Consider the following 22,729-nt stretch of genomic DNA (forward strand, 5'->3'; position numbering starts at 1 on the left):
ACCGCGGATAATATCATTAGTTTGCCATCCGGTAATGATATTATCATTATCATCACCATTCTGGGTAAATGTAATTTTATTAATAATATCCTGAGGGTTAAGCGTTACATCTTCAAAAATAAATTTGAAAGAACGATATTCGTCAGGACCATTGTTAAAGTATTTAGGCAGGGTAAGTGAATCGTCCTCACCATAGGCTTTGATGATTAAATCATCACCGGAACGACTGAAATAATCGACAGAGAAATTGGCACCTTTGAACACAATTTCATTGAGGTCATTGATATAATAATAATTTCCTGTATCTTTAATGATATCGTGCCCATGGCCGGCTTCGAATTCGTAACGGTCTTTTTCATAGTTGCCACCGCTAAGCGTGTCATTGCCGGTACCGCCAATAAGGATATCGTAGCCGGCACCGCCATTTAGGATGTCGTCGCCAGCGCCACCGTAAAGGATATCATTGCCTGCATCGCCGCTAAGCGTATCATTACCCTCTTCACCGTAGAGGATATCATTGCCATCTTTACCGTAAAGGGTATCATTTCCTTTACCACCGCGGATAATATCATTAGTTTGCCATCCGGTAATGATATTATCATTATCATCACCATTCTGGGTAAATGTAATTTTATTAATAATATCCTGAGGGTTAAGCGTTACATCTTCAAAAATAAATTTGAAAGAACGATATTCGTCAGGACCATTGTTAAAGTATTTAGGCAGGGTAAGTGAATCGTCCTCACCATAGGCTTTGATGATTAAATCATCACCGGAACGACTGAAATAATCGACAGAGAAATTGGCACCTTTGAACACAATTTCATTAAGGTCATTTATATCATAATAATTTCCGGTATCATTAATGATGTCGTGCCCATGGCCGGCTTCGAATTCGTAACGGTCTTTTTCGTAGTTGCCACCGCTAAGGGTATCATTGCCGGTACCGCCAATAAGGATATCGTAGCCAGCACCGCCATTTAAAGTGTCGTCGCCAGCGCCACCATACAGGATATCGTTGCCTGCATCACCGCTAAGCGTATCATTGCCCTCTTCACCGTAGAGGATATCATTGCCATCTTTGCCGTAAAGGGTATCATTTCCTTTACCACCACTGATAATATCATTACTCCACCATCCGGTAATGATATTATCATTATCATCACCATTCTGGATAAATGTAATTTTATTAATGATATCCTGAGGATTAAGTGTTATATCTTCAAAAATAAATTTGAAAGAACGATATTCGCCATAACTAAAGTTGAAATAATTAGGCAGGGTAAGTGAATCGTCCTCACCATAGGCTTTGATGATTAAATCATTACCGGAACGACTGAAATAATTTTCAGAGAAATTGGCGCCTTTAAACACAATTTCATTGAGTTCATTGATATCATAATAATTTCCTGTATCTTTAATGATGTCGTGACCATGGCCTGCTTCGAATTCATAGCGGTCTTTTTCATAGTTGCCACCGTTGAGAGTGTCATTGCCGGTACCGCCAATAAGGATATCGTAGCCGGCACCGCCATTTAGGATATCATCGCCAGCGCCACCATACAGGATATCGTTGTCGGCACCGCCGTTGAGAGTATCATTACCATCACCACCGCTTAAATAATCATTACCGTTTTCACCATAGAGTGTGTCGTTGCCTTTACCGCCAAAAATATTATCTACACCGTTACCACCATACAATTGGTCATTACCTGCACCGCCTGCAATGATATCGTTGCCATTCCAGCCTTTTATGATATCGTCACCAGAAGTACCACCTAAGGTAAAAGACATAGCAGTAATATCATCGTAACTTAATGTTTTATCTTCAAATATAAAATTGAAGGCGTTGTTGTAATTACTGTTTGGGTCAAAATAGTCTTTGAAAGTAACGGAATCGTCGTTACCATATGCTTGGATGATTAAATCCATATTAGAACGGATGAATTCAGCGTTTATGGAGCTAGCTTGTTCAAATACGATATCGTTATACTCTTGTTTGTCGTATTGATAACCGCTGTCGATGATAATATCCTGTCCATGTCCTTTTTGAAAGATATATTGGTCTTTATGGAAGTTTCCGCCATAAAGGGTATCGTTGCCTGGTCCTCCAATCAGGGTGTCGTAACCACTATCGCCTTTGAGAATATCGTCCCCCTCATTTCCGACTAGGATATCGTCTCCATTGCCTCCACTTAAAGTATCGTTTCCATCGCCTCCGATTAAGAGATCATTTCCTTCGTTTCCGCTTAGTTTATCGTTACCACTTTTACCATAAATGATGTCGTTGTTATTGGTACCATTCAGTACATCATCTTTTTCGGTGCCGTTCAAGGTGGTGACTAAATCAGTTATATCTTCAGGATTGAATGTTTTATCGTTGAAGATAAGAGTAAAACGGCATTTATTGGTTTGATCAGTGTTAAAAAAATCTGTCAGGGTAACTGAATCTTCGTTATTTTTATTTTTTATGATGAAATCATTTTTATAGTGATAAAAAATAATATCTGAAACATTGGTATTTTCGAATAGTATTTTAATATGCTGATAATTGTTATTGTTACTTATCTGGCTGTTGATAGTGTTTTGTCCATGTCCAGCTGAAAATATGTATTGATATGAGCTATCGTTATTTTCACTTGGCATTTCATTATCTGTTTGTATCATTATTTTAGTCCTTTGAGTAGATTTTAATAAATTTGGTTGCTTATTTTTTTCTTTCTTATGGTTCTTAATAAGGTTTTATTTTTATGTAATATATATTTTATAATACGTAACTATTTTATTTTTTTAGTTTTAAATTAATTTAACTTTATAATTGTATAGGTTCTGAATAGTATATTAAATTTGACATTTGATATTTGTAAGCTGTTTTTATTGATTTGGCTATGATTTCCTTTCAATTATAAATATTTCAATGTAATAATTATAAAGTTTCTTATTAAACTCTATTTGGTATTTCGTAATAATAAATTAATGAAGTTAGGCATTTACTTTTTAGTGCACGATGAATTTTATAATTACAATAATTTTTGTACATGATGGAATTGAGGTTGTAAATTATTTTAATGAAGATTTTCCCCTTTTTTATATATAAGATATAAAAATCATTATTATATTCAAATTATATGTTAATAATATGATTTTCTGAGTTTTTATTTTTTCTACCAGATTAAATCAATTTGTTATTTGTTTTTAACAATATAAGTTTAAATTCTTAATTAAGAATGTATAATTTGGGTAGAGATATGATTATTTTAGACTGAAGGGAAGTTTATTTCAATTAATTTTTTTATCATAATGATTTTAAAATGTTTTTAATTTTTATGTTTATATGCTTTAGATTGCAATAATTAAATTTGTAGGGATGGTTCAGAATATGGTTTTACTCTGATGTTATTTTATTCATTATGAATGAAATTTTTTTGTGTGTTTAATAGTATGCAATTTTTTATTTTAAAGGCGATTTTGTGATTGTAATATCAGGTTTGAGTTTAGTTGGTTAGTTTAAGTATCTGTTCTCCAAATTCTCTTACTTTTTTCCAGTCTGTATATTCGATATGCGCGTTAAGATTGGTTTCGCCTTTGTTTAGTTTCATAACTAAGCGCATCATATATCGATCAATAAGATTGTATCTGGCATAGTGCAATTCTCCGGCGAAAATGCCGATAGTTTGAGGCTGCCAAGGGCTTTTGGCGAAGAATTTGCGCGTATAAGTATGGGTTTGCGGTGTGTTGCGATGTGGTTTGTTGGCCAATATGCTGACGCTGTAAAAGGCACTAGGGGTGCTGTTGAGGATGTGCTGATTTCGAATAATCCATGGTGCCAATGCAGCTGCATAGTGTCCATAGCGAATAGAGGCTCCAATAATTATTTTATCATATTCTCCTGAGTGGAGAATGGGAGCATCTGCGAGATTCACTAAGTTTACTGTAATACCGGCTGCTGTCCACTGTGCTTCCAGTTTCTGGGCTATTTTCTTGGTGTAGCCGAAGCGGCTGCTATAGATGAGCAGATATTTCATAGTGGATATTTGGTGATTGGTGTAGATAAATCATATCACGCCTAATGGATTTTGCTCAGGCTTTTGTTGCTGAAAAATTAATTTTTACTATGAGGTATATGCTTTTTTAGTGGCTGGAGGCTGGTACAATGGCGGCTGTTTTGGGAGATTTTTATGAAAGCTAGTCAGTTTTATATTTCGACTTTGAAAGAAGCTCCGGCAGAAGCGGAGCTGGCCAGCCATAAACTTATGTTGCGGACGGGGATGATTCGTCGTTTAGCCAGTGGTCTGTATACTTGGATGCCAATGGGTTTACGGGTGTTGCGCAAGGTAGAACGTATTGTGCGTGAGGAGATGAATCGCGCCGGTTCGATTGAGCTGCTGATGCCGGTGGTGCAACCAGCGGAGTTATGGCAGGAAAGTGGGCGCTGGTCGTTTTATGGTAAGGAATTATTGCGGATTACTGACCGCCATGAACGTGAGTTTTGTCTGGGGCCGACCTGTGAAGAAGTGATTACGGATATTGTGCGCAGTGAGATTCGTAGTTATAAGCAGCTGCCACTGAATTTTTATCATATTCAGACTAAATTCCGAGATGAAGTGCGGCCGCGTTTTGGTGTAATGCGGGCGCGTGAATTTGTGATGAAAGATGCTTATTCTTTCCATACGACATTTGAATCACTGCAACAATCATATCAGGATATGTTTAATGCGTATTGCAGGGTGTTTGACCGGCTGGGTCTGGATTATCGACCAGTTGCGGCTGATACAGGCAGTATTGGTGGTACGGGGTCGCATGAATTTCAGGTACTGGCGGAAAGCGGTGAGGATGTAATTGCGTATAGTGATGGGTCTGATTATGCGGCTAATGTTGAGCTGGCTGCTACTTTGCCGCTAAGTGGTGAACGTCACAGTGCTGCTGAAGAGTTGTCTAAGGTGCATACGCCGAATGTGCGCAGTATTGATGAATTGGTGGCTTTCTTGAATGTGCCGGTAGAACAGACGCTGAAGTCGCTGGTGGTTGAGGGCGAAGAAGAGGGTACAGTGGTGCTATTGCTTGTTCGTGGTGACCATCATCTGAATGAAATCAAGGCTGAGAAGCTGGCCGGTGTGAAAGCACCGTTGACGATGGCATCGGTGGCTGCGATTGAGAGTGCTTTTAATGGTGCACATGGTGGTTCATTGGGACCGGTGGGCTTTAATGGTAAGGTTTATGCTGATTTTGCTACGGCAAAAGCAGCTGATTGGGTAATTGGGGCCAATGAGGATGATCATCATTATACCGGATTTAATTTCGGCCGCGATGCGGCAGAACCGGAATTTGTGGATTTGCGTGAGGTGATTGCCGGTGACCCGAGCCCGTGTGGTCAGGGCAGTCTGAAACTGGCTCGAGGTATTGAGGTAGGACATGTATTTCAGCTGAGAACTAAATACTCAGAGGCGATGCAGGCTACGGTACTGGATCAGAACGGCAAGAATGTTGTGCTTGAGATGGGGTGTTACGGTATCGGTATTACACGGGTAGTAGCGGCTGCTATCGAACAGAATAATGATGAGCGCGGTATTATCTGGACGGAAGCGATGGCGCCGTTTACGGTGGTGATAGTGCCGATGAATTATCGTAAATCTGATACGGTGAAGGCTGCTGCAGATGATTTATACGCACAATTGCAGCAGGCCGGTGTAGATGTGTTGCTGGATGATCGTGATGAACGCTCTGGGGTGCTGCTGCATGATTCAGAACTGATAGGTATCCCGCATCGTGTTGTGATTGGTGACCGAGGTCTGAAAGCTGGCAAGGTGGAGTATCAGGCTCGCAGAGATGCTGAACCAACTGAATTGGATATGGATAATGTGGTGGGATATATTTGTTCTTTGTTGAAGCAAGATTGAGTTTCAAATGTTAATTCAAAAAGCCAGACATAACTTGTCTGGCTTTTTGGATTTAGGCTTGTGATAGTTTTTTTTAATTTTTGTTTTATGGATAACTGCTGCGAAATGGCCTGATAATTCTGGATGTTTCAGGTACAGAAATACTGTCGACAAAAAACCAGATTTTTCAATCTGGTTTTTTTGTATTAACTGAGTAATTCGGGAGGGATGATACATACGGGTATTGGGTTGATTTTGTGCTGCATGGCGCGATGATAGCGATCGTAGATGGCAAAAACTTCGCGCTCGCGACCACTGAAATCATCTATGGTGTGGTTGGGGTAAACGCCCATTGCCCATTCTAGCTCAGGATAGGTAGCGCCAATTTGTTCTTCATCGGTTTTGTCTGCATCCCACAAACCGTCTGTGGGCGGGGCGTCGATTATTTTTTGATCGATATTCAGTTCTTTGGCCAGTTCATATACTTGTGTTTTCAGTAAGTCGGCGATGGGGCTGAGGTCTACGCCGCCGTCGCCGTATTTGGTAAAGAAGCCAACGCCGAAATCTTCTACTTTATTGCCGGTACCGACTACGAGTAGGCCGCGCTCTTGAGCGTAATAGTAGAGGGCTATCATTCGCAGACGGCTGCGGGCATTGGCTAGTGCTAGCTGAGTTTGCTCATCTTTGTTGTCGCCGATGTCAACGGCCATGGTGAATGAATCGAAAGTACGGGTGAGGTCGACCCAGTGTTCTTCGATATTGTTGAAGCAGCTTTTAAGCTGGCGAATGTGTTCCTGTGCGCGCGCTATTTGGTTTACTTTCTGGTGGATGGGCAATTCTAGTACCAGTGTGGGTAGGCCGGTTTGGGCTGCAAGTGTGGAAACCACTGCGGAATCGATACCACCGGAAACGCCGACGACGAAACCTTTGCATTTGGCCTGAGCGGCGTAGTCGCGTAACCATTTTACGATATATTCGATGATGGCTTTGGTTTGCATGGTATGCGTCCTCTGGCTATTTTTGATAGGGTTAATATACTTCTTTAAGTGATGGCTTGCAAAGTGTATGCATAAAATGGTCAGTACGGATTGGGTTGAATAATTTTAGGGTATTGCCCAAAAAGCTGTAGTATGAACGATATTTGCTCAGAGATAGATTATGTTGATTTTGATGTCATTAATCTATTTGTTGTTTACTTTTCCCTGAATCTTGAACGATAGTGTGTTTTATTTATATCAATTCGGTGTCACCTTTAAAACGTTTCGAAGCAAAATCGGAAGAGGAAAAAATTGAATGCAATAATACAAACGTAACTTAAAATTAATATTTATTTAATTTAAAAGGTTTGATATGGCTTTTTCTGAATCTGAGCGACAGCAATTGCTAGAACTAAAATTTGTGGGTAGCAAAATTGTTGACAGACTCGAGCAAATGCAGCTTGATTCTTTTGATAAATTACGCGAGGTTACTTCAGAAGAAATCCTTAACCAAGGGGTATTGCTAACAGGCTCAATTTGTTGGAAAAATAGTCCTCAGGCTAAAACCGCTATCAATAATATTTTGCATTTAGTGAAACAAAACAATAATGGGTAAATATGGTAATTTAATTGGAGTTTGTCATTTGTTTTTATGATTAGTGTCTAACATCGGCATTTTGTTGGGTATTTTTTAACTAAAAAAAGCCAGATTTAGTTTAAATCTTACTGATTAATGATTTAACTGTTTGGAATTAGTTTCATTAAAACATTTAAGTATACTTAATTTGTTAAATGAATAAAATGAATTATAGCTGTTAAATATTTGAATTCGTTGAATGCATTGTTTTCTTAAGCTGTTCCTTATATTTAAATTAGTGATACTACCAATTATGCCGAATGCTTATTGGGTGGGCAGTATAGGGTATATTAGGTTAGAATAGGTACGGTTTGTTAATGTCTTGTGATGGGGATGCAGTTTCTATGCAGGAGAAGGTGCCGACAGAAATCCGTTTGTGTCAGAATCGGCAGGTGCTGCGACTGGATTATACGGGACAGACGTTTGAACTGATGGCTGAGTATCTACGAGTATATTCGCCTAGTGCAGAGGTGCGAGGTCATGGTTCGGGTCAAGAGGTATTGCAAACTGGTAAACGCTACGTGACGATAGCCGGTTTACAGCAGGTGGGTAATTATGCTTTGCGTATTGCTTTTTCTGATGGGCATGACACTGGGCTGTATGATTGGGCTTATTTGTATGATTTGGCGATACGTCAGCCCAAGCTTTGGGCTGCTTATGAGCAAAAATTATTGCTGGCTGGTGCCAGCCGTGAGCCTACCTAATTGAAGCTGCGGCTGGGCTGATGTGGATGGCTGGCTGATTTTATTTGGGCAATGTTTAATTCTGAAAGTGTGGTATGAGCGATCACAAAACTCATTTTGGTTATCAGACTGTTGATGAAGATGAAAAGGCGGGACGTGTTGCCGGTGTATTCCATTCGGTAGCCAAAAACTATGATGTGATGAATGATGTGATGTCTGGTGGTCTGCATCGGGTTTGGAAACATTTTACGATTACCACAGCTCCTTTACGTAAGGGAGATAAGGTGCTGGATATTGCCGGGGGTTCGGGTGATTTGTCGCGTGGTTGGGCCAAACGGGTAGGGCACGGTGGTGAGGTCTGGCTGACGGATATCAATTCTTCGATGTTGACAGTGGGGCGTGACCGGCTGCTGAATGAGGGAATGGCTTTGCCAGTGGCATTGTGTGATGCAGAAAAGCTGCCGTTTCCAGATAATTATTTTAATTTGGTATCGGTGTCGTTTGGTTTGCGAAATATGACGCACAAGGATGTAGCACTGGCAGAAATGTATCGAGTGTTGCAACTTGGTGGAACGCTGTTGGTGCTCGAATTCTCTCATGTATTTAAGCCGCTTAAGCCGGTATATGATTTGTACTCTTTTAAGATGCTGCCACTGATGGGCAAGTTGATTGCGAAGGACGCAGACAGTTATCAGTATTTGGCTGAATCTATTCGTATGCATCCGGATCAGGAGACATTGAAGCAAATGATGCTGGATGCTGGTTTTGATAGTGTGAGTTACCATAATTTAACGGCAGGGGTGGTGGCTTTGCATAAAGGTGTTAAGTTTTAGTTTGCTGGTTGACACTATGTTCAGGCTGCCATATGGTGGCCTGATTTATTTTGTTGGTGATGGATTTAAATATGAATACTTTAGAAGATTTACAACCGCAGCCGGTATGGCAATGGTTTGCTCGTTTGTGTGCGGTGCCTCGTCCGACATTTCATGAAGAGGCGGTACGGGACATGTTGGTGCAGGCTGCACATGAGCGGGGTCTGAACACAGATATCGATGCTAAGGGTAATCTGCGTATTCAGAAACCTGCGACTGTAGGTATGGAAAACTATGCACCGGTGGCACTTCAGGCACATATGGATATGGTGGCGCAGAAAGGTGCAGGGTCGCTGCATGATTTTAAGCGTGATCCGATACAGATGCAGATTAAGGATGGTTGGATTTGGGCCAACGATACTACACTGGGTGCAGATAATGGTATTGGTCTGGCTATGGGGCTGGCGGTGCTGTTTGCTGATGATGTGGCACATCCTGATATTACGCTGATTGTGACGGTGGAAGAAGAAATCGGCATGGGTGGTGCGGAAGCACTGAGTGCTGATTGGTTGCAGATGCCGTATCTGATTAATTTGGATACGGAAGAGGCGGGTGAGATTTTTATTGGCTGTGCCGGTGGAAGAGATGCCAGTATAACCTTGCCGCTAGATTGGCAGTCTAATCAGGCTTCTGCTTGTAGGATACGTGTGTCTGGTTTACGTGGCGGCCATTCTGGCGTAGATATTGATAAAAATCATGCTAATGCTAACGTTTTGCTCGCTCGTGTGCTGGCTGAAATCTATGCGCAGGTACCGTTTGCTCTGGGCTCGTGGCAGGGTGGTGAGTTGCGAAATGTGATTACGCGCGAGGCGGAAGCGGTGATTGTGCTGGATGAAGCTACAGCAAAAGCGCTGCTGGAGCCGATTGCAGCGGTCATTGCAGATGAGTGGGCGGAAGAAACGCAGTTATGTATTGAGGTGCTTGCTGCGGAAAATATGCTTCAGGCAGCTTCTCTTGAAAGTACGCAGCAGGCGCTGGATTTGTTGATGGCGGTTCCCAACGGGGTATTACGTATGAGTCCGGACTTTGAGGGGATCGTGGAAACATCCTCAAATCTAGGAGAAGTCAGAACGGGTGCGGATGGTTTGCTGATTCACTGTCTGATGCGTTCGTTGCTGGAAACGCCAAAAGATGAATTCAGCCTGCGTTTGCAAGCTTTGGCACGTATGGCTGGAGCAAAGCTGGAACTGACAGCAGATTATCCTGGCTGGGCACCAAATCCCGATTCGGCTTTGCTGAAGCTAACTAGTGATATTTTTGAGCGCCATTATGGTAAGAAACCGCCATTGCAAATTATTCATGCGGGGTTGGAATGCGGTATTCTGAGTGGAAAAGCGCCGCATCTGGATATGGTATCTTTCGGCCCAACAATCCGGGCGGCGCACTCGCCTAAGGAACAGGTAGAGATTGCGGCAGTGGCAGAATGCTGGGCTATTCTGCAGGATTTATTAAAAGCGATACCTCAGCAACATTAAATTATTTTCTGTATGTAGAAAGGCATGGTGATTCCATGCCTTTTGTTAATTTTTTTGCTGCTATTAATGACAAACAGGGCTATAGTAGGATTTTATTTAACGGTGCAGGCTGGTGGTTTTTGGTTTGCGCTGTTTTGAATGATATTGGCTGCTGTTTTCTCAGCGGGATGAGCTGCCGGAGCAGAAAGTGAGTATTTATGGATTTACAACATCAAAGCCGTCGTGGATTTTTGCGTGCCGGTGCTGCTTTTGCCGGTGCCGGTTTGTTGCAGGCATGTGGCAGTACTCAGAAACCTTCTGTTACACCGCTGTCTGCTTCTAAAGTGCTGAAACCATCTAATGGTAATCTGAATTCTATGCGTATTTTTGCGTGTTCCGGTTTTGGAGAAAGTACCAGCCGCAGTGATTTGGCGGCACAACGTCTGGCTACTGCTGGTTTTGTAGTTACTAATCAGCAGGCATATGTGCGCCGCTATCAGCGTTTTGCCGGTAGTGATGCTGAGCGTGCGGCTGATTTGCAGGATGTGGCCGCTGGCCGTGTGCAAGTTCCTAAAGTGTTGATGGGATTGCGCGGGGGCTATGGGGCGATGCGTATTCTGCCTTTGGTTAATTGGCCGGCTTTGGGTGCCCGTATGCGAGAACAGGGTACGCTGCTGTTTGGTTATAGTGATGTGACGGCAGTACAGCTGGCGCTTTTGGCACAGGGGCAGATGTGCAGTTTTGCCGGCCCGATGCTGTATAGTGAGTTTGGTAAGCCACAGATGAGTGAATTCACCACTCGTTCGTTTATAGATAATAGCTGCAATCCGGCGATGTCGGTTGTGGTACCTGTGATGCAGAATTATCAGGTCCGAGCTGAAGGTGTGTTGTGGGGCGGTAATCTGAGTGTGCTGTCTGCGCTGGTGGGTTCCCCTTATATGCCTCAGGTTGACGGCGGGATTCTGTTTATTGAGGATGTAGGGGAACAGCCTTATCGGATTGAACGAATGCTTCAAACTTTATATCTGAGTGGCATTTTGAAGCGGCAGCAGGCAATTGTGCTGGGCAATTTTCGTATGGGTGCGATACGGGATGTGTATGACAGTAGCTATACATTTAATGCGGTGGTACAGACGATGGCGCGTTTGACGCGGATACCCGTGTTAACTGGATTTCCGTTTGGACATACAACTGATAAGGTTACATTCCCGCTAGGGGCACGTGCTAGTCTGCATTCGACCAGTGGTGGGGGGTATCAGATTGATTTTAGAGACTATCCGGTATTGAATGCATCTGTACTGGCGTTGAATACGCTGATTCCACAGCCGCCTGCTGCAGAGGGGCTGCTGAATGGAATAATTGGCGCGCCGGTGTCTGAGTCTCCTTCATCTGAAACTGAAGATGTGATGTAAGGGTTTTGGCCGGCATTAAATACCGGCTTTTTAATTCGCTCTATTGAGCAAGCCATTTGATAACGGCCTGATTGGTAGCAGGTACTTGAAGCTGTTTGAGGGTATATTGGTTTAGTGATGCGTAGAATGCCTGTTGTGCCTGATTGAACATCTGGGGCAAAAAGCAGAATTCTGTCATGGAGCAGGGGGGCTGCTGGCAGTTGATTAATGTGGTTATTTCGGATGAGGCTTCTTCTAGAGCTTGTACGATTGAGCCTAGTTGAAGCTGTTGGCTGCCGGCAGCCAGTCTGATGCCGCCGTTTCTGCCTTTGAAAGATTCTATCCATCCTGCCTGTGCCATGAAATAGACGATTTTTACCAGATGGTTTCTGGAGACGTTAAGCTGTTTGGCTAGGTTTTCTACGGTGGAAAGTTCGGATTCGGGCAGGTATTGCAGGGATAATAAGACGCGCAAACCTAAATCGGTGAAACGGTTTAATTGCATGGCAGACTGTTGGGTTGTTGATGTAATGATTTTGCCCGTTTTCAGCTGCCATGAAAAGTTCAATGTTTAAAACTGCCGGTTTATCAGGCTGCAAGCTGGCTGAATCCACCTGTTCCAAAAAGTTCCATAAAGATTTGATTCTGGGGGATGTGCAGTTTGCGCAAAGCCTGATATTGGCTATGCATGAATGCTTTGGGTCCGCACAGATAATAGTCGGCATCGCTGGGTAGGAGGCTATTATTCAATTCGGAAAGCTCAAGTCGCCCTTTTTTGTCTGCCATCAGTTCGGTACCAGGATTTTCACAAGCCAGATAGCTATGTAGATTGGGCATGCTTTGCTGCAAGCCGATGATGTGTTGGTGCATGGCTAGTACGTCGCTGTTGCGGCAGGCATGGATAAAGCTGATATGTTGTTGGTTTTTGTTTGTGGCAAGGGTATTGAGTATGGCAATCATAGGAGTAATACCAACACCGGCGCTGATGAGTACGATGCTTTTATCGGTATGGTGTAAAAGGAAGGTACCAGTGGGATGGGTGACTTCTATTTCGTCTCCGATATGATAATGTTGATGAAGGGTATTAGAAACATAACCTGCTTCATGCTGCTGGTCGGCAGCTTCTTTTTTTATACTGATGCGAAAATAATCTGGATGGTTGCTGTCTGACAAAGAATACTGACGAGGTTGTTTGATTCCTAACTGGGGCACCATGACGCGAACGGATATATATTGTCCGGGTTGATAGGTGGGTAGTGGTGTATTGTCTGCAGGTTGTAGATAAAAAGATGTGATTTCGCTACTTTCTGGCTGTTTGTCTACAATTTTAAATTTTTTCCAACCATTCCAACCGCCATGATTCTTTTCCTGCTGCTGATAAAGATTAGCTTCGGTTTTTATGAGAATATCGGCTAGTTGCTGATAGGCGGCTGTCCATGCTGCTATCAATTCGCTATCCATGGGTACGTTTAATACTTCGCTGATGGAATGTAAAAGGTTGGTGCCGACTATTGGATATTGTTCTGGCTGTATATCGAGGCTGACATGGCGGTGTGCTATTTGGCTGACGGCGTCGCCAAGATTTTGCAATTTAGTGATGTTTTGTGCATAGGCGAGTATGGCTTTGGCAAGTGCCTGCGGCTGTGCATCGTTGCGCTGATTGCCGAGATTGAATGTTTCTTTTAGCTCCGGATGGTTGCTAAGCATTCTATTGTAAAAATAGCGGGTTAGTTCTACGCCGTGTTGCTGGAGTGTGGGTATGGTAGCCTGAATTAATTTGATTTGTTTGTCAGTTAATTGCATGAGTGCTCTCCTAATTATTTTAATATGTATATAAAATACATATTTTATATTAGGCGGCTTACTTTGTGATGTCAATGCAGTTGAGGATATTTGTGATATTTGCGGCGGCTATCCGGTAGTGGCCAATGTGTGGTTGTAATGAAATTAGGGCATCGTTTGGCTGCTTGAGTTAAACTGTGAGCTGTTTTAGCTGTGGTGTTAAGGCCATGGTATTTATGTCCGGCTGTGAGTTTTTGGCCGGTGCGTTGGGCAGTATATCTGAGGAATACTAAGCTTATGATGATTCATCCGAATTTTGACCCGGTGCTGGTGCATCTGGGACCGCTGGCGATTCGCTGGTATGCGTTGAGTTATATTGTTGGTTTTTGTTTGTTTATCTGGCTTGGGCGACGGCGCATACGAAGCGGACAAACGGTATTTACTAATGAGCTGCTGGATGATTTTATTACCTGGGGTGTTTTTGGGGTGATATTGGGCGGCCGTTTGGGTTATGTGCTGTTTTATCAGCCGGCATTCTATCTGAACCATCCATTGGAAATACTGAAAGTCTGGCAGGGTGGGATGTCTTTTCACGGCGGATTTGTGGGCGTGCTGGTGGCAATGTTGCTGTTTGCGCGCCGTCACCACTTGCGGTTCTGGAGGGTAGCAGATTTTGTGGCGCCACTGGTGCCGCTGGGGCTGGCCTGCGGGCGTATTGGTAATTTTATCAATGGCGAACTATGGGGGCGGGTAACCAGTGTGGATGCTTTTTGGGCGATGGGTTTTCCACATGCGCGAGAAGAAGATATGGCGCTGGTGATGCAGGATCCACAGAAATGGCTGCCGGTATGGGAAAAGTTTCAGATGTTGCCACGTCATCCTTCGCAACTCTACGAGTTTTTGCTGGAAGGTATTGTGTTGTTTGTGATTATGTGGCTGTTTGTGAAAAAGCCACGTCCTGTAGCGCAGACATCGATGTTATTTTTGCTGGGCTACGGAGTGTTCCGTTTTATTGTTGAGTTTGCGAGAGAACCGGATGATTTTCTGGGGTTGCTAGCGATGCATATGTCTATGGGGCAATGGTTGAGTCTGCCGATGATTGTGATTGGTGCCTTTGGTTTTGTATATGCCGGCAAAAGGGCGAAATAGGTTATCAGGATAAAATTTTAAAGCCGCAATCGATTATGGTTGCGGCTTGAGTTTTTTGGAAGTTGGTAGAAGAGACAAAGATTTAGATATTGTCTTTTTGTGCCAGTATGCGCCGGTTGCCTCCCAGCTCGGCGGCAGAAACGATTCCGGCGGCTTCCAGTGCTTCCATTAGGTTGGCGGCACGGTTGTAGCCGATGCGTAAATGGCGCTGGAGGGATGAAATTGAGGTTTTTCGGGTTTCAAGTACAAACGCCACGGCCTGATCGAATAATTCGTCGCTGTTGGCATTTGGGTTAACCTGATTGACGTTGGTTTGTGCGGCTTCTCCAGAAAGTATGCCTTCTACGTATTGGGTAGGTGCCTGCTGTTTGATGAAATTAACAACGGCATGTACTTCTTCATCGGATACAAAGGCACCATGTAGTCGTGTGGGCTCAGCCTGCCCTGGAGGTAAAAACAGCATGTCTCCTTTGCCTAAGAGATTTTCAGCACCCATCTGGTCGAGAATGGTACGGCTATCGATTTTGCTGGATACCTGAAAAGATAGGCGGGTGGGGATATTGGCTTTTATCAGTCCGGTAATGACATCGACGCTGGGCCGTTGGGTGGCCAATATCAGGTGAATGCCGGCTGCGCGGGCTTTTTGTGCCAGACGGGCAATCTGCTGCTCGACTTTTTTTCCTTCAACCATCATTAGATCAGCCAGTTCGTCAATTACCACAACTATATACGGCAGTTTGTTTAGTGGTTCTGGTTCATCTGGATTGGTGCTGAATGGATTAACAAGTGGTGTGCCGCCGGTTTTGGCTACGGCTACTTTGTCGTTGAAGCCGCTGATATTGCGTACGCCAACGTGTGCCAGTAGACGATAACGTTTTTCCATTTCAGTTACACACCAGTTCAGTGCCTGTGCCGCTTCTTTCATGTCGGTAACGACAGGTGCAAGTAAATGCGGGATACCGTCGTATACGCTCAGTTCGAGCATTTTTGGGTCTACCATGATGAAGCGGACTTCATCTGGCTGTGCCTTGTACAGAATCGACAATATCATACAGTTAACGCCGACTGATTTACCGGAACCAGTGGTGCCGGCTACAAGTAAATGTGGCATTTTGGCCAAACTGGCGATAACAGGTGCTCCTGCGATGTCTTTGCCCATGGCCATGGTCAGTTTATCGCTGGCGTCGTGAAATATTCTAGCGCCTAATATTTCAGCCAGAAGTACGTTCTGGCGCTGTTCGTTTGGCAGTTCGATACCCATGGTGGTTTTACCAGCAATGGTTTCCACGACTCTTACGCTCTGAACGGAAAGTGAGCGCGCAAGATCTTTGTTGAGATTAACTATCTGGCTGCCTTTTACGCCTTGTGCTGGTTCGATTTCATAGCGGGTGATGACAGGTCCGGTTGTAGCGCTTGTAACGTCTACTTCTACTCCAAATTCTTTTAGTTTGGATTCGATATGTGCGGCAGTTTGTTGCAGCTCTTCATTGTTGATAGCTGTTGGCTGGCTGGTGGGTTTGGTCAAAAGATTGATTTCCGGTAGCTGTATCAATCCCTGTGTTTTTGTGCTGCTGGCAGGGCTGGTAACGGCTGGTTCGGGTATGGTTAGTTCTTGAGCTGTGGGGGCTTCGCTGCGCACGACTACGTTTTTGCGATTGCTACTGGCCACAACCGGTGTGTCGATATTTTTGGCGGTGATGGTTTTGGCTTGTTTAACCATGCGCTGTACAGTTTTGTTATTGGGAAATTCGGTAATCAGGCGTTGCGGGCGGCGCAGCAGTTTGCACCATATCCATTCGAATTGCGCCCCGATTTTTTCGATTACCGTTAGCCATGAAACTTGTATTAGTAGCGATAAGCCAATCAGCATCATGAAAATACTGATTACCAGTCCGCCGGTTAGGCCGAAAAATTGTTGCAGTAAATGGCTCAATACCTGTCCGATTAATCCGCCGGCGCCGATGGGCAGGGCTTCTTCTAACAGGTTTGCCAGTACTAAGTTTTCCAGTGTGGGGCTGAAAATCAGTAGGATAATCAGGCCGGTTATGGCCAGCCAACTGCTGTAGGGCTTGCTGGTATCGCTGGTGTTGAGTGAACGGGCATTTAGGGGACGGAAACTCTGATACAGGGCGATTAGTGCTGCAATGATGCACCACCAGACTGAAAAGCCAAAAATGTAATAGCCGATATCAGCCAGCCATGCTCCAGTAAGGCCGGCTAGATTGTGGATTTTGTCGAGCTGGACGATGCCGCGCGACCATGCAGGATCGGCCATGTTGAAGCTGGCTAAAGACAGCATGACAAAAATCGTTACCATAAGTGCCAGTAACCAGAATATGTCGTTAATTAAATTCATTAACCAAGGCTGTTTTGGTTTGCTGACTTTGGTTGATTTTACTTTTTGCGCGGGCTGTTTGCGGGAAACAGATTTTTTTGGTGTTGTGGCCATAAATATTGCGACTGTAGCGGTATTCTTATCTTAAATTAACTGGTTATTATAAAGTCTGTTGGGCGGGATACTGGTGCTGGTAACAGGATTTAACGGTTTTTTGCTGATGGTTAAGCCCAGTAGCCGCAGCCAGGAATGCGTGCACCGGCAGCACCGGTGGCGAAGTGAGTGGCTACCGGCTGACGCTGATACCAGCATGCGGCAAGCCATGCAAAAGCGGCTGCTTCAACCAGTTGTGCTGGAAGTTGTAATGCATCAGTGGTATGCAGGATGATGTGGTGCCGGCTGAGTAATTGTCTCAATGTTTGCATGAGCAGCATGTTTTGGCTGCCGCCGCCACAGACGTATACGCATTCGGTGTGGGGTGCAGCGCTGATGATGGCGCTGACAGCTGTTTGTGCGGTGAGTTCCAGTAAGGTACGCAATACATCTGCCGGATTTTCTCTACCACTGAGGTAGTGGTTGAGCCAATTCAGGCTGAATAAATCACGGCCGGTGCTTTTGGGATAAGGCTGGGCAAAATAGGCATCGCTAAGCATGGATTGCAGCAGCGACACAATAATTTGCCCATTACTGGCAAGTGTACCGTTGTAATCATATTGTTGTTGCCAGTGTAATTGTACCCATGCATCCATCAGCATATTGGCAGGGCCTGTGTCGAAGCCGAAAGCAGGCTGGCTTGGTGGTAGGACGCTGATGTTGGCTATGCCGCCTAAATTCAGTACTACGCGTGATTGCTGTGTACTGGCAAACACAGCTTGATGAAAAGCTGGAACGAGTGGTGCTCCCTGACCGCCTGCGGCTAAATCGCGGCTACGGAAATCTCCTACTGTGGTAATACCTGTCAGCTCGGCCAGCAGTGCCCAATCCATCAACTGAATACTGTAGTGTTGTTGTGGTGCATGGCGTATGGTTTGGCCATGACAGCCGAGTGCGGTGATGGTTTCTGGCTTTATTTGAGCGTGGCTGAGAACGGCACTGACGGCCTGTGCATTGAGCTGAGCCAGTTGCTGTGCTAATAGTGCGGCTCGTGCAAGCTCGTTGTGAGCGGGGGTTTGTAAAGCCAGTAAATGTTGTTTCAGTTCATCGGGATAAGCAATGAAGGCATGAGCACTGACGCCCTGCCATTCAGTACCGCTGAGTGTGGCCAGCACGGCATCAATTCCATCCATGCTGGTACCTGACATTAGGCCGATATAGTATTGTAAAGGTTGCATGCTGTTCATTAGGCAAGGGTAGCGATTACCGGGGCATGGTCGCTGGGACGCTCCCAGCCGCGTGCACTACTGTCCACCTGTACGTCACGCAGCAGGGGGACAAGTTTTTCACTCAGCAAGATGTGGTCGATGCGAAGGCCAAGCTTGCGTTTGAACATATTCATGCGGTAATCCCACCATGTATAGTGAGCGCTGTCGGGATACAGTTGATGCAGGCTGTCGGTAAAGCCCAATTGCAGCAGTTGCTGAAACCAGCTACGTTCCTGCGGCGAACATAAAACTTTATCTTGCCATTTTTCAGGGTCGTATACATCGATGTTATACGGAGCTATGTTGAAATCGCCGAGTAATATCGTTTTGGGATGTTTTTCTAGCTGAATGCGCATATAGGCTTGGAGAGCGGCAAACCAGCGTTCTTTATAGGCAAATTTTTCGCTGCCTATGGCTTCGCCGTTGACACAGTAGGCACAGACAATGCGGATATCATCGATTGTGGCGGCAATGATGCGCTTTTGCGGTTCGTTTAATTCCGGAATATCGATGCTCACTTCTTGAAACGGTAGACGGCTGAGAATGGCCACACCATTGTAGGTTTTCTGGCCGTTCCATGCAGCGTGATAGCCGATGCGGGTGAATTCTGCCTCCGGAAATTTGTCTTGATCAAGTTTCAGTTCCTGCAAGGCCAGTATATCCGGCTGGTTTTCTTCTAGCCAACGCAGAGTATGGGGCAGGCGTACGTTTAAAGAGTTGACATTCCAGGTGGCAATTTTCATGATGGATACACTGTCAGCAAAGCGGTTATTGTATGCGTATTCGGAACTGAGTTCTAGCGTGCTAGTGTGTACGGTTAATCCATCTGGGCGATAGTAACACTCAGATTGCGGATGTCTGCCAGACGGGAATTCCAACGCTGCTCCATCTTTTTGAAAGTTGCTAGTTCGTGTGCATTCAGTTTTCGGGTGGGCAGGGCTACGCTGGCGGGATTAACTGGCTGACCGTTAATTCTAACTTCGTAATGCAAGTGTGGGCCGGTGGAAACGCCGGTGCTGCCAACATAGCCAATTATATCTCCGGCTTGTACATGTTGGCCGGGACTGAGGTTGGCAAAAGCGCTCATGTGTCCGTAAAGTGTTTGCATGCTGTCGTTGTGACGTAATATCACTGCGTTGCCATAGCCGCCTTTGATGCCGTAGCTTTCTACTATTCCGTCAGACGGTGCGTGGATCGGTGTACCGCTAGCCACGGCATAGTCTATACCGCTGTGCATACGCAGGGTTTGCAGTATTGGATGGAAACGGGTACCAAACGGAGAGGAAATGCGTGCCCCTTCTACAGGTACACTGGTGAATCCTTGCCGTAAGGGTTTGCCTGTGGCGTCGTAATACTGGCCATTGCCATCATTGCCGGTGTCGAAATAATAGGCTTGATATAGGGTGCCGTTGTGGCTGAATTCGGCCGCACGGATGTCACCTGTAGCCAGTTGTTGTCCGCGATAGTACAGGCTGTCATAAATCAAGCGGATGGTGTCGCCGCTTTGCAGGGTATTAATGTCTATTTTGTCTTTGAATATTTCCCGCAATGATTCGCGGATTTCGACGGGGATGCCGGCCTGCGCCAGTGCTCCACGGGCGGAGGTTTTGACGACAACGGCTTTGAATGTTGGGAGGGTTTCGGTATCTACTGCGCCGATATCGGCATTCCAATTGTTGCCGGTTTTTTTGAGTGCTACCAGATTTTTTTCACCGTTATCGTCATCATTGAAAAACTGGATATCGGTTAGGTGGCCATTGTTGTCCATACGGATGCTGAATACTTGGTTCACTTGCAGGTGTTGAACTTGGTTTTTAATGATTTTTAGGTTGGTAATTTGTCGGATTTCTTCGTCATTGATATGAAATCGTTGTAAGACCATGCTGATGGTATCGCCCGGCTGTACGACTTCGTCGCGCCAGAAGTTGAGATTGGTAGTTTGTGGTGTGATTTTTACCGATGCCAATTTGAGAGTGGTTTGCTGTGGCTGGTAGGTTTGTGGCTGGTGTTGGCAGATGGACGAAATCACAATACCCAGCAGCAGTATTAGTGTTGCTGCTGTGCCAAACCATAGTCGGGGATGACTGGCTATTTTATTTTTCAGGCGCCTGATTAACGCTGCTGCTTGGTTAAACTTGCTCATGGTCAGGTATTGTGTTGTTTATGCAACGCTAAAACCGGTAAATGTAAAACTATTTATCTGAAATTGCCAGTGCCTTGTTTGGTTTTTGTGTTTTTTTCTGTTGTTGATTTTCTTTTTCTTGCGCGCTGAAATGGCGAGCCCATTCGCACAGGCTAATATTCATATGTTGTAAACAGGGGTTGAGCAGTGTTTGTATGGAGCTGGCTATGGCTGAGTACTGGTTGGGCTGATATATAAATAGTTGATATAAATCGGCTAGCGTAATTTTGTTGGGATTGGTTTGTAATACCCAGCCGTTGCTGCTGTCGGTAATGTAGTGCTTGTGTTTGAGTTTGCTTAGTATCTGATCCAGATGTTTGTCGCTAATGCGTAGAAGCTGCTGTAGTTCACAGGATTTTATGGCCTGTCCTTGCTGCTGGCACAGGATTAGTCTGTACATGAGGTCAAGTGCATTTTCAAACGGCTGATACTGACGTAGATGCAGAAATCTGTCTTGATGCCAATAAGGTAATGAAGAAGTGAGTACGGCGCCGGCGAGTAAGAGCAGCCATAACAAATTCAGCCAGATTAGAAATACTGGTATGGCAGCAAAAGCACCGTATACAAGCTGATAATTGCCAAAGTGAGTGACAAATATAGCAAATCCTCGTCGCAGTAAATCCAGCCCGATTGCAGTGATTAATGCACCGGTTAAGGCATGCCGCCAGTTTACAAAACAGAATGGTACCAGTTTGTACAGTAGAAAAAGCAATAGAGTTATCAATGCTAGATTGGTGCTGATTTTGAAAATTTTACTGTAAAACGGAATTTGGCCGGCTACGTTGTCTGGATTGGACAAAAATCCGAGGGCTGAAAGACTCATGCCCAGCACCAACGGTCCCAGAGTCAGCAAGGCCCAGTAAATCAGAATACGTATCCATATCGGACGCTGGTCGCGTGCCTGCCAGATTTGGTTGAATGCGTGTTCTATTGTCTGAATCAGCATCAGCGAAGTGATGATCATGAAACTGATGCCTACTGCAGTGAGGCCGCTGGCTTTGTCACGAAAAGCATATAGATAATCGCTCACGGAATCTGCGCCGGCTGCAGGAACAATAATATGAGTTAGAAACTGATTAAACCGTGTGGCCATATCGGCAAACATGGGAAATGCGTTAACCACAATTACAGTAATAGTAAAAAACGGTACCAATGCCAGTAGGGTGGTGAAAGTTAAGCTCGCAGCAATCAGAGGCAGATTGCAGCGCTGGTAGTTGTGTGCAACAAAAAGTAAAAACTGGGGCAGGCGCTGCTTTAAATATTTGCTTTTAAATAAATGTATATTCATGGCTACTCCTGACAAGCGGCTATCTGATTGTAACCAAAAATGCGGTTTTGCAGCAGAATTTTGGTGCTGACTGGTCAAGTAGGGGCAGTTGCGGCACAATAATGGCATGAAAACAGGTTCAGGAGCGCTTGATGAAAGATTTGCCTATTCTAGTGGTGTATTACAGTTTATCTGGCAGTACACGCAATCTGGCGCTAACGCTGGTACGAGGTATAAATAGCGTGGCTGGTTGTGAAGCTTTGTTGCGTACTGTACCTAAGGTATCGGCTGAATGTGAGGCAACTGCTGCCGTCATTCCGGATGACGGCGCACCCTATGTTACGCTTGAAGAGTTGCAGGATTGTGCCGCATTGGCGCTGGGTAGTCCTACCCGTTTTGGCAATTGTGCCGCACCGGTGAAATATTTTCTCGACAGCACGAGTAGTCTGTGGTTGGCCGGCAGCCTGATTGGCAAGCCTGCCTGTGTGTTTACCAGCACTACCAGTTTGCATGGTGGGCAGGAGAGTACTTTACTGAGTATGATAACGCCATTGCTGCATCACGGGATGTTGATATGCGGGATTCCGTTTAGCGAGCCACAGCTAAATGCTACGCATAGTGGTGGTACACCCTATGGTGCCAGCCATGTGGCCGGAATGCACAATAACACTCAGTTAAGTGAAGCTGAAGAAGAGCTGGCATTTGCTCAGGGTAAACGGCTAGCAGAGCTAACTTTACGGCTGGCACGCATATAATCGTTTTA

18 protein-coding genes are annotated in these 22,729 nt (G+C 44.8%); 8 read left to right on the top strand and 10 right to left on the bottom strand.

The features are described from left to right. The coding region (locus BHC43_RS02105) for a calcium-binding protein (protein ID WP_144078731.1) at positions 1 to 2,667 on the bottom strand (2,667 nt) is incomplete at its 3' end. Between the two features lie 827 nt (positions 2,668 to 3,494). Continuing rightward, entirely contained in the window at positions 3,495 to 4,025 is a 531-nt protein-coding gene (gene hemG / locus BHC43_RS02115) for a menaquinone-dependent protoporphyrinogen IX dehydrogenase (RefSeq protein ID WP_100156377.1), read from the bottom strand. A 153-nt stretch (positions 4,026 to 4,178) separates the two neighbouring features. Here hemG and BHC43_RS02120 point away from each other — a divergent pair, with 153 nt between their 5' ends. Next, positions 4,179 to 5,897 carry a proline--tRNA ligase gene (locus tag BHC43_RS02120; RefSeq protein ID WP_100141565.1) on the top strand — a complete coding sequence of 573 codons (1,719 nt, stop codon included), beginning with the start codon at positions 4,179 to 4,181 and terminating at the stop codon, positions 5,895 to 5,897. Between the two features lie 185 nt (positions 5,898 to 6,082). Here the strand turns inward: BHC43_RS02120 and nadE are convergent, their stop codons facing one another. Beyond that, a complete protein-coding gene (gene nadE, locus BHC43_RS02125; protein WP_100156378.1) occupies positions 6,083 to 6,874 on the bottom strand; it encodes an NAD(+) synthase in 792 nt (263 codons plus the stop codon). Between the two features lie 352 nt (positions 6,875 to 7,226). Here nadE and BHC43_RS02130 point away from each other — a divergent pair, with 352 nt between their 5' ends. The 5 genes from BHC43_RS02130 (at position 7,227) to BHC43_RS02155 (ending at position 11,911) form a co-directional block, all read left to right on the top strand. Then, on the top strand, positions 7,227 to 7,469 hold the full coding sequence (locus tag BHC43_RS02130; protein ID WP_100141563.1) for a Pathogenicity locus: 243 nt from the start codon (positions 7,227 to 7,229) through the stop codon (positions 7,467 to 7,469). Between the two features lie 338 nt (positions 7,470 to 7,807). Beyond that, the gene (locus BHC43_RS02135; protein WP_306807691.1) at positions 7,808 to 8,194 is read left to right on the top strand and encodes a DUF971 domain-containing protein; all 387 of its coding nucleotides are present in this window, start codon (positions 7,808 to 7,810) and stop codon (positions 8,192 to 8,194) included. Positions 8,195 to 8,268: 74 nt separating this feature from the next. Continuing rightward, positions 8,269 to 9,006 (top strand): bifunctional demethylmenaquinone methyltransferase/2-methoxy-6-polyprenyl-1,4-benzoquinol methylase UbiE, encoded by a 738-nt coding sequence (gene ubiE / locus BHC43_RS02140; protein WP_100156380.1) that lies wholly within the window; start codon positions 8,269 to 8,271, stop codon positions 9,004 to 9,006. Between the two features lie 71 nt (positions 9,007 to 9,077). Beyond that, positions 9,078 to 10,520 carry an aminoacyl-histidine dipeptidase gene (locus tag BHC43_RS02145; RefSeq protein WP_100156381.1) on the top strand — a complete coding sequence of 481 codons (1,443 nt, stop codon included), beginning with the start codon at positions 9,078 to 9,080 and terminating at the stop codon, positions 10,518 to 10,520. Between the two features lie 197 nt (positions 10,521 to 10,717). Continuing rightward, positions 10,718 to 11,911, top strand: a complete 1,194-nt coding sequence (locus BHC43_RS02155; protein WP_100156383.1) for an LD-carboxypeptidase — start codon at positions 10,718 to 10,720, stop codon at positions 11,909 to 11,911. Between the two features lie 40 nt (positions 11,912 to 11,951). On the opposite strand, the gene BHC43_RS02160 is transcribed toward BHC43_RS02155, so the two are convergent. After that, positions 11,952 to 12,395 (bottom strand): Rrf2 family transcriptional regulator, encoded by a 444-nt coding sequence (locus BHC43_RS02160; RefSeq protein ID WP_100152132.1) that lies wholly within the window; start codon positions 12,393 to 12,395, stop codon positions 11,952 to 11,954. A gap of 83 nt (positions 12,396 to 12,478) precedes the next feature. Then, a complete protein-coding gene (hmpA, locus tag BHC43_RS02165) occupies positions 12,479 to 13,693 on the bottom strand; it encodes an NO-inducible flavohemoprotein (protein ID WP_100156384.1) in 1,215 nt (404 codons plus the stop codon). A 276-nt stretch (positions 13,694 to 13,969) separates the two neighbouring features. On the opposite strand from hmpA, the gene lgt reads away from it, so the two are divergent. Continuing rightward, positions 13,970 to 14,821 (top strand): prolipoprotein diacylglyceryl transferase, encoded by an 852-nt coding sequence (gene lgt, locus BHC43_RS02170; protein ID WP_100156385.1) that lies wholly within the window; start codon positions 13,970 to 13,972, stop codon positions 14,819 to 14,821. A gap of 82 nt (positions 14,822 to 14,903) precedes the next feature. Here the strand turns inward: lgt and BHC43_RS02175 are convergent, their stop codons facing one another. From BHC43_RS02175 to BHC43_RS02195, 5 genes are all read right to left on the bottom strand, one after another. Further along, a complete protein-coding gene (locus BHC43_RS02175; RefSeq protein ID WP_100156386.1) occupies positions 14,904 to 17,270 on the bottom strand; it encodes a DNA translocase FtsK in 2,367 nt (788 codons plus the stop codon). 110 nt (positions 17,271 to 17,380) lie between these two features. Beyond that, on the bottom strand, positions 17,381 to 18,487 hold the full coding sequence (locus tag BHC43_RS02180) for an anhydro-N-acetylmuramic acid kinase (protein ID WP_180297407.1): 1,107 nt from the start codon (positions 18,485 to 18,487) through the stop codon (positions 17,381 to 17,383). 8 nt (positions 18,488 to 18,495) lie between these two features. Then, on the bottom strand, positions 18,496 to 19,260 hold the full coding sequence (xth, locus tag BHC43_RS02185) for an exodeoxyribonuclease III (RefSeq protein WP_100156388.1): 765 nt from the start codon (positions 19,258 to 19,260) through the stop codon (positions 18,496 to 18,498). Positions 19,261 to 19,334: 74 nt separating this feature from the next. Beyond that, positions 19,335 to 20,660 (bottom strand): M23 family metallopeptidase, encoded by a 1,326-nt coding sequence (locus tag BHC43_RS02190; RefSeq protein ID WP_100156389.1) that lies wholly within the window; start codon positions 20,658 to 20,660, stop codon positions 19,335 to 19,337. Between the two features lie 49 nt (positions 20,661 to 20,709). Continuing rightward, on the bottom strand, positions 20,710 to 21,987 hold the full coding sequence (locus tag BHC43_RS02195) for a YihY family inner membrane protein (RefSeq protein WP_180297408.1): 1,278 nt from the start codon (positions 21,985 to 21,987) through the stop codon (positions 20,710 to 20,712). A 131-nt stretch (positions 21,988 to 22,118) separates the two neighbouring features. On the opposite strand from BHC43_RS02195, the gene wrbA reads away from it, so the two are divergent. Further along, on the top strand, positions 22,119 to 22,721 hold the full coding sequence (wrbA, locus tag BHC43_RS02200) for an NAD(P)H:quinone oxidoreductase (protein ID WP_100156391.1): 603 nt from the start codon (positions 22,119 to 22,121) through the stop codon (positions 22,719 to 22,721). Positions 22,722 to 22,729 lie beyond the last annotated feature (8 nt).

The sequence above is a fragment of the Snodgrassella alvi genome (assembly GCF_002777855.1).
GTDB classification, from domain to species: Bacteria; Pseudomonadota; Gammaproteobacteria; order Burkholderiales; family Neisseriaceae; genus Snodgrassella; species Snodgrassella alvi_E.

Excerpts from the sequence above, each read along its gene's own strand:
- BHC43_RS02195 (WP_180297408.1), bottom strand. The coding sequence starts at position 21,987 with ATGAATATACATTTATTTAAAAGCAAATATTTAAAGCAGCGCCTGCCC.
- xth (WP_100156388.1), bottom strand. The coding sequence starts at position 19,260 with ATGAAAATTGCCACCTGGAATGTCAACTCTTTAAACGTACGCCTGCCC.
- BHC43_RS02135 (WP_306807691.1), top strand. The coding sequence starts at position 7,808 with ATGTCTTGTGATGGGGATGCAGTTTCTATGCAGGAGAAGGTGCCGACA.
- BHC43_RS02145 (WP_100156381.1), top strand. The coding sequence starts at position 9,078 with ATGAATACTTTAGAAGATTTACAACCGCAGCCGGTATGGCAATGGTTT.
- BHC43_RS02155 (WP_100156383.1), top strand. The coding sequence starts at position 10,718 with ATGGATTTACAACATCAAAGCCGTCGTGGATTTTTGCGTGCCGGTGCT.
- nadE (WP_100156378.1), bottom strand. The coding sequence starts at position 6,874 with ATGCAAACCAAAGCCATCATCGAATATATCGTAAAATGGTTACGCGAC.
- hemG (WP_100156377.1), bottom strand. The coding sequence starts at position 4,025 with ATGAAATATCTGCTCATCTATAGCAGCCGCTTCGGCTACACCAAGAAA.
- ubiE (WP_100156380.1), top strand. The coding sequence starts at position 8,269 with ATGAGCGATCACAAAACTCATTTTGGTTATCAGACTGTTGATGAAGAT.
- BHC43_RS02160 (WP_100152132.1), bottom strand. The coding sequence starts at position 12,395 with ATGCAATTAAACCGTTTCACCGATTTAGGTTTGCGCGTCTTATTATCC.
- BHC43_RS02180 (WP_180297407.1), bottom strand. The coding sequence starts at position 18,487 with ATGCAACCTTTACAATACTATATCGGCCTAATGTCAGGTACCAGCATG.
- hmpA (WP_100156384.1), bottom strand. The coding sequence starts at position 13,693 with ATGCAATTAACTGACAAACAAATCAAATTAATTCAGGCTACCATACCC.
- BHC43_RS02120 (WP_100141565.1), top strand. The coding sequence starts at position 4,179 with ATGAAAGCTAGTCAGTTTTATATTTCGACTTTGAAAGAAGCTCCGGCA.
- BHC43_RS02175 (WP_100156386.1), bottom strand. The coding sequence starts at position 17,270 with ATGGCCACAACACCAAAAAAATCTGTTTCCCGCAAACAGCCCGCGCAA.
- BHC43_RS02190 (WP_100156389.1), bottom strand. The coding sequence starts at position 20,660 with ATGAGCAAGTTTAACCAAGCAGCAGCGTTAATCAGGCGCCTGAAAAAT.
- BHC43_RS02130 (WP_100141563.1), top strand. The coding sequence starts at position 7,227 with ATGGCTTTTTCTGAATCTGAGCGACAGCAATTGCTAGAACTAAAATTT.
- lgt (WP_100156385.1), top strand. The coding sequence starts at position 13,970 with ATGATGATTCATCCGAATTTTGACCCGGTGCTGGTGCATCTGGGACCG.
- wrbA (WP_100156391.1), top strand. The coding sequence starts at position 22,119 with ATGAAAGATTTGCCTATTCTAGTGGTGTATTACAGTTTATCTGGCAGT.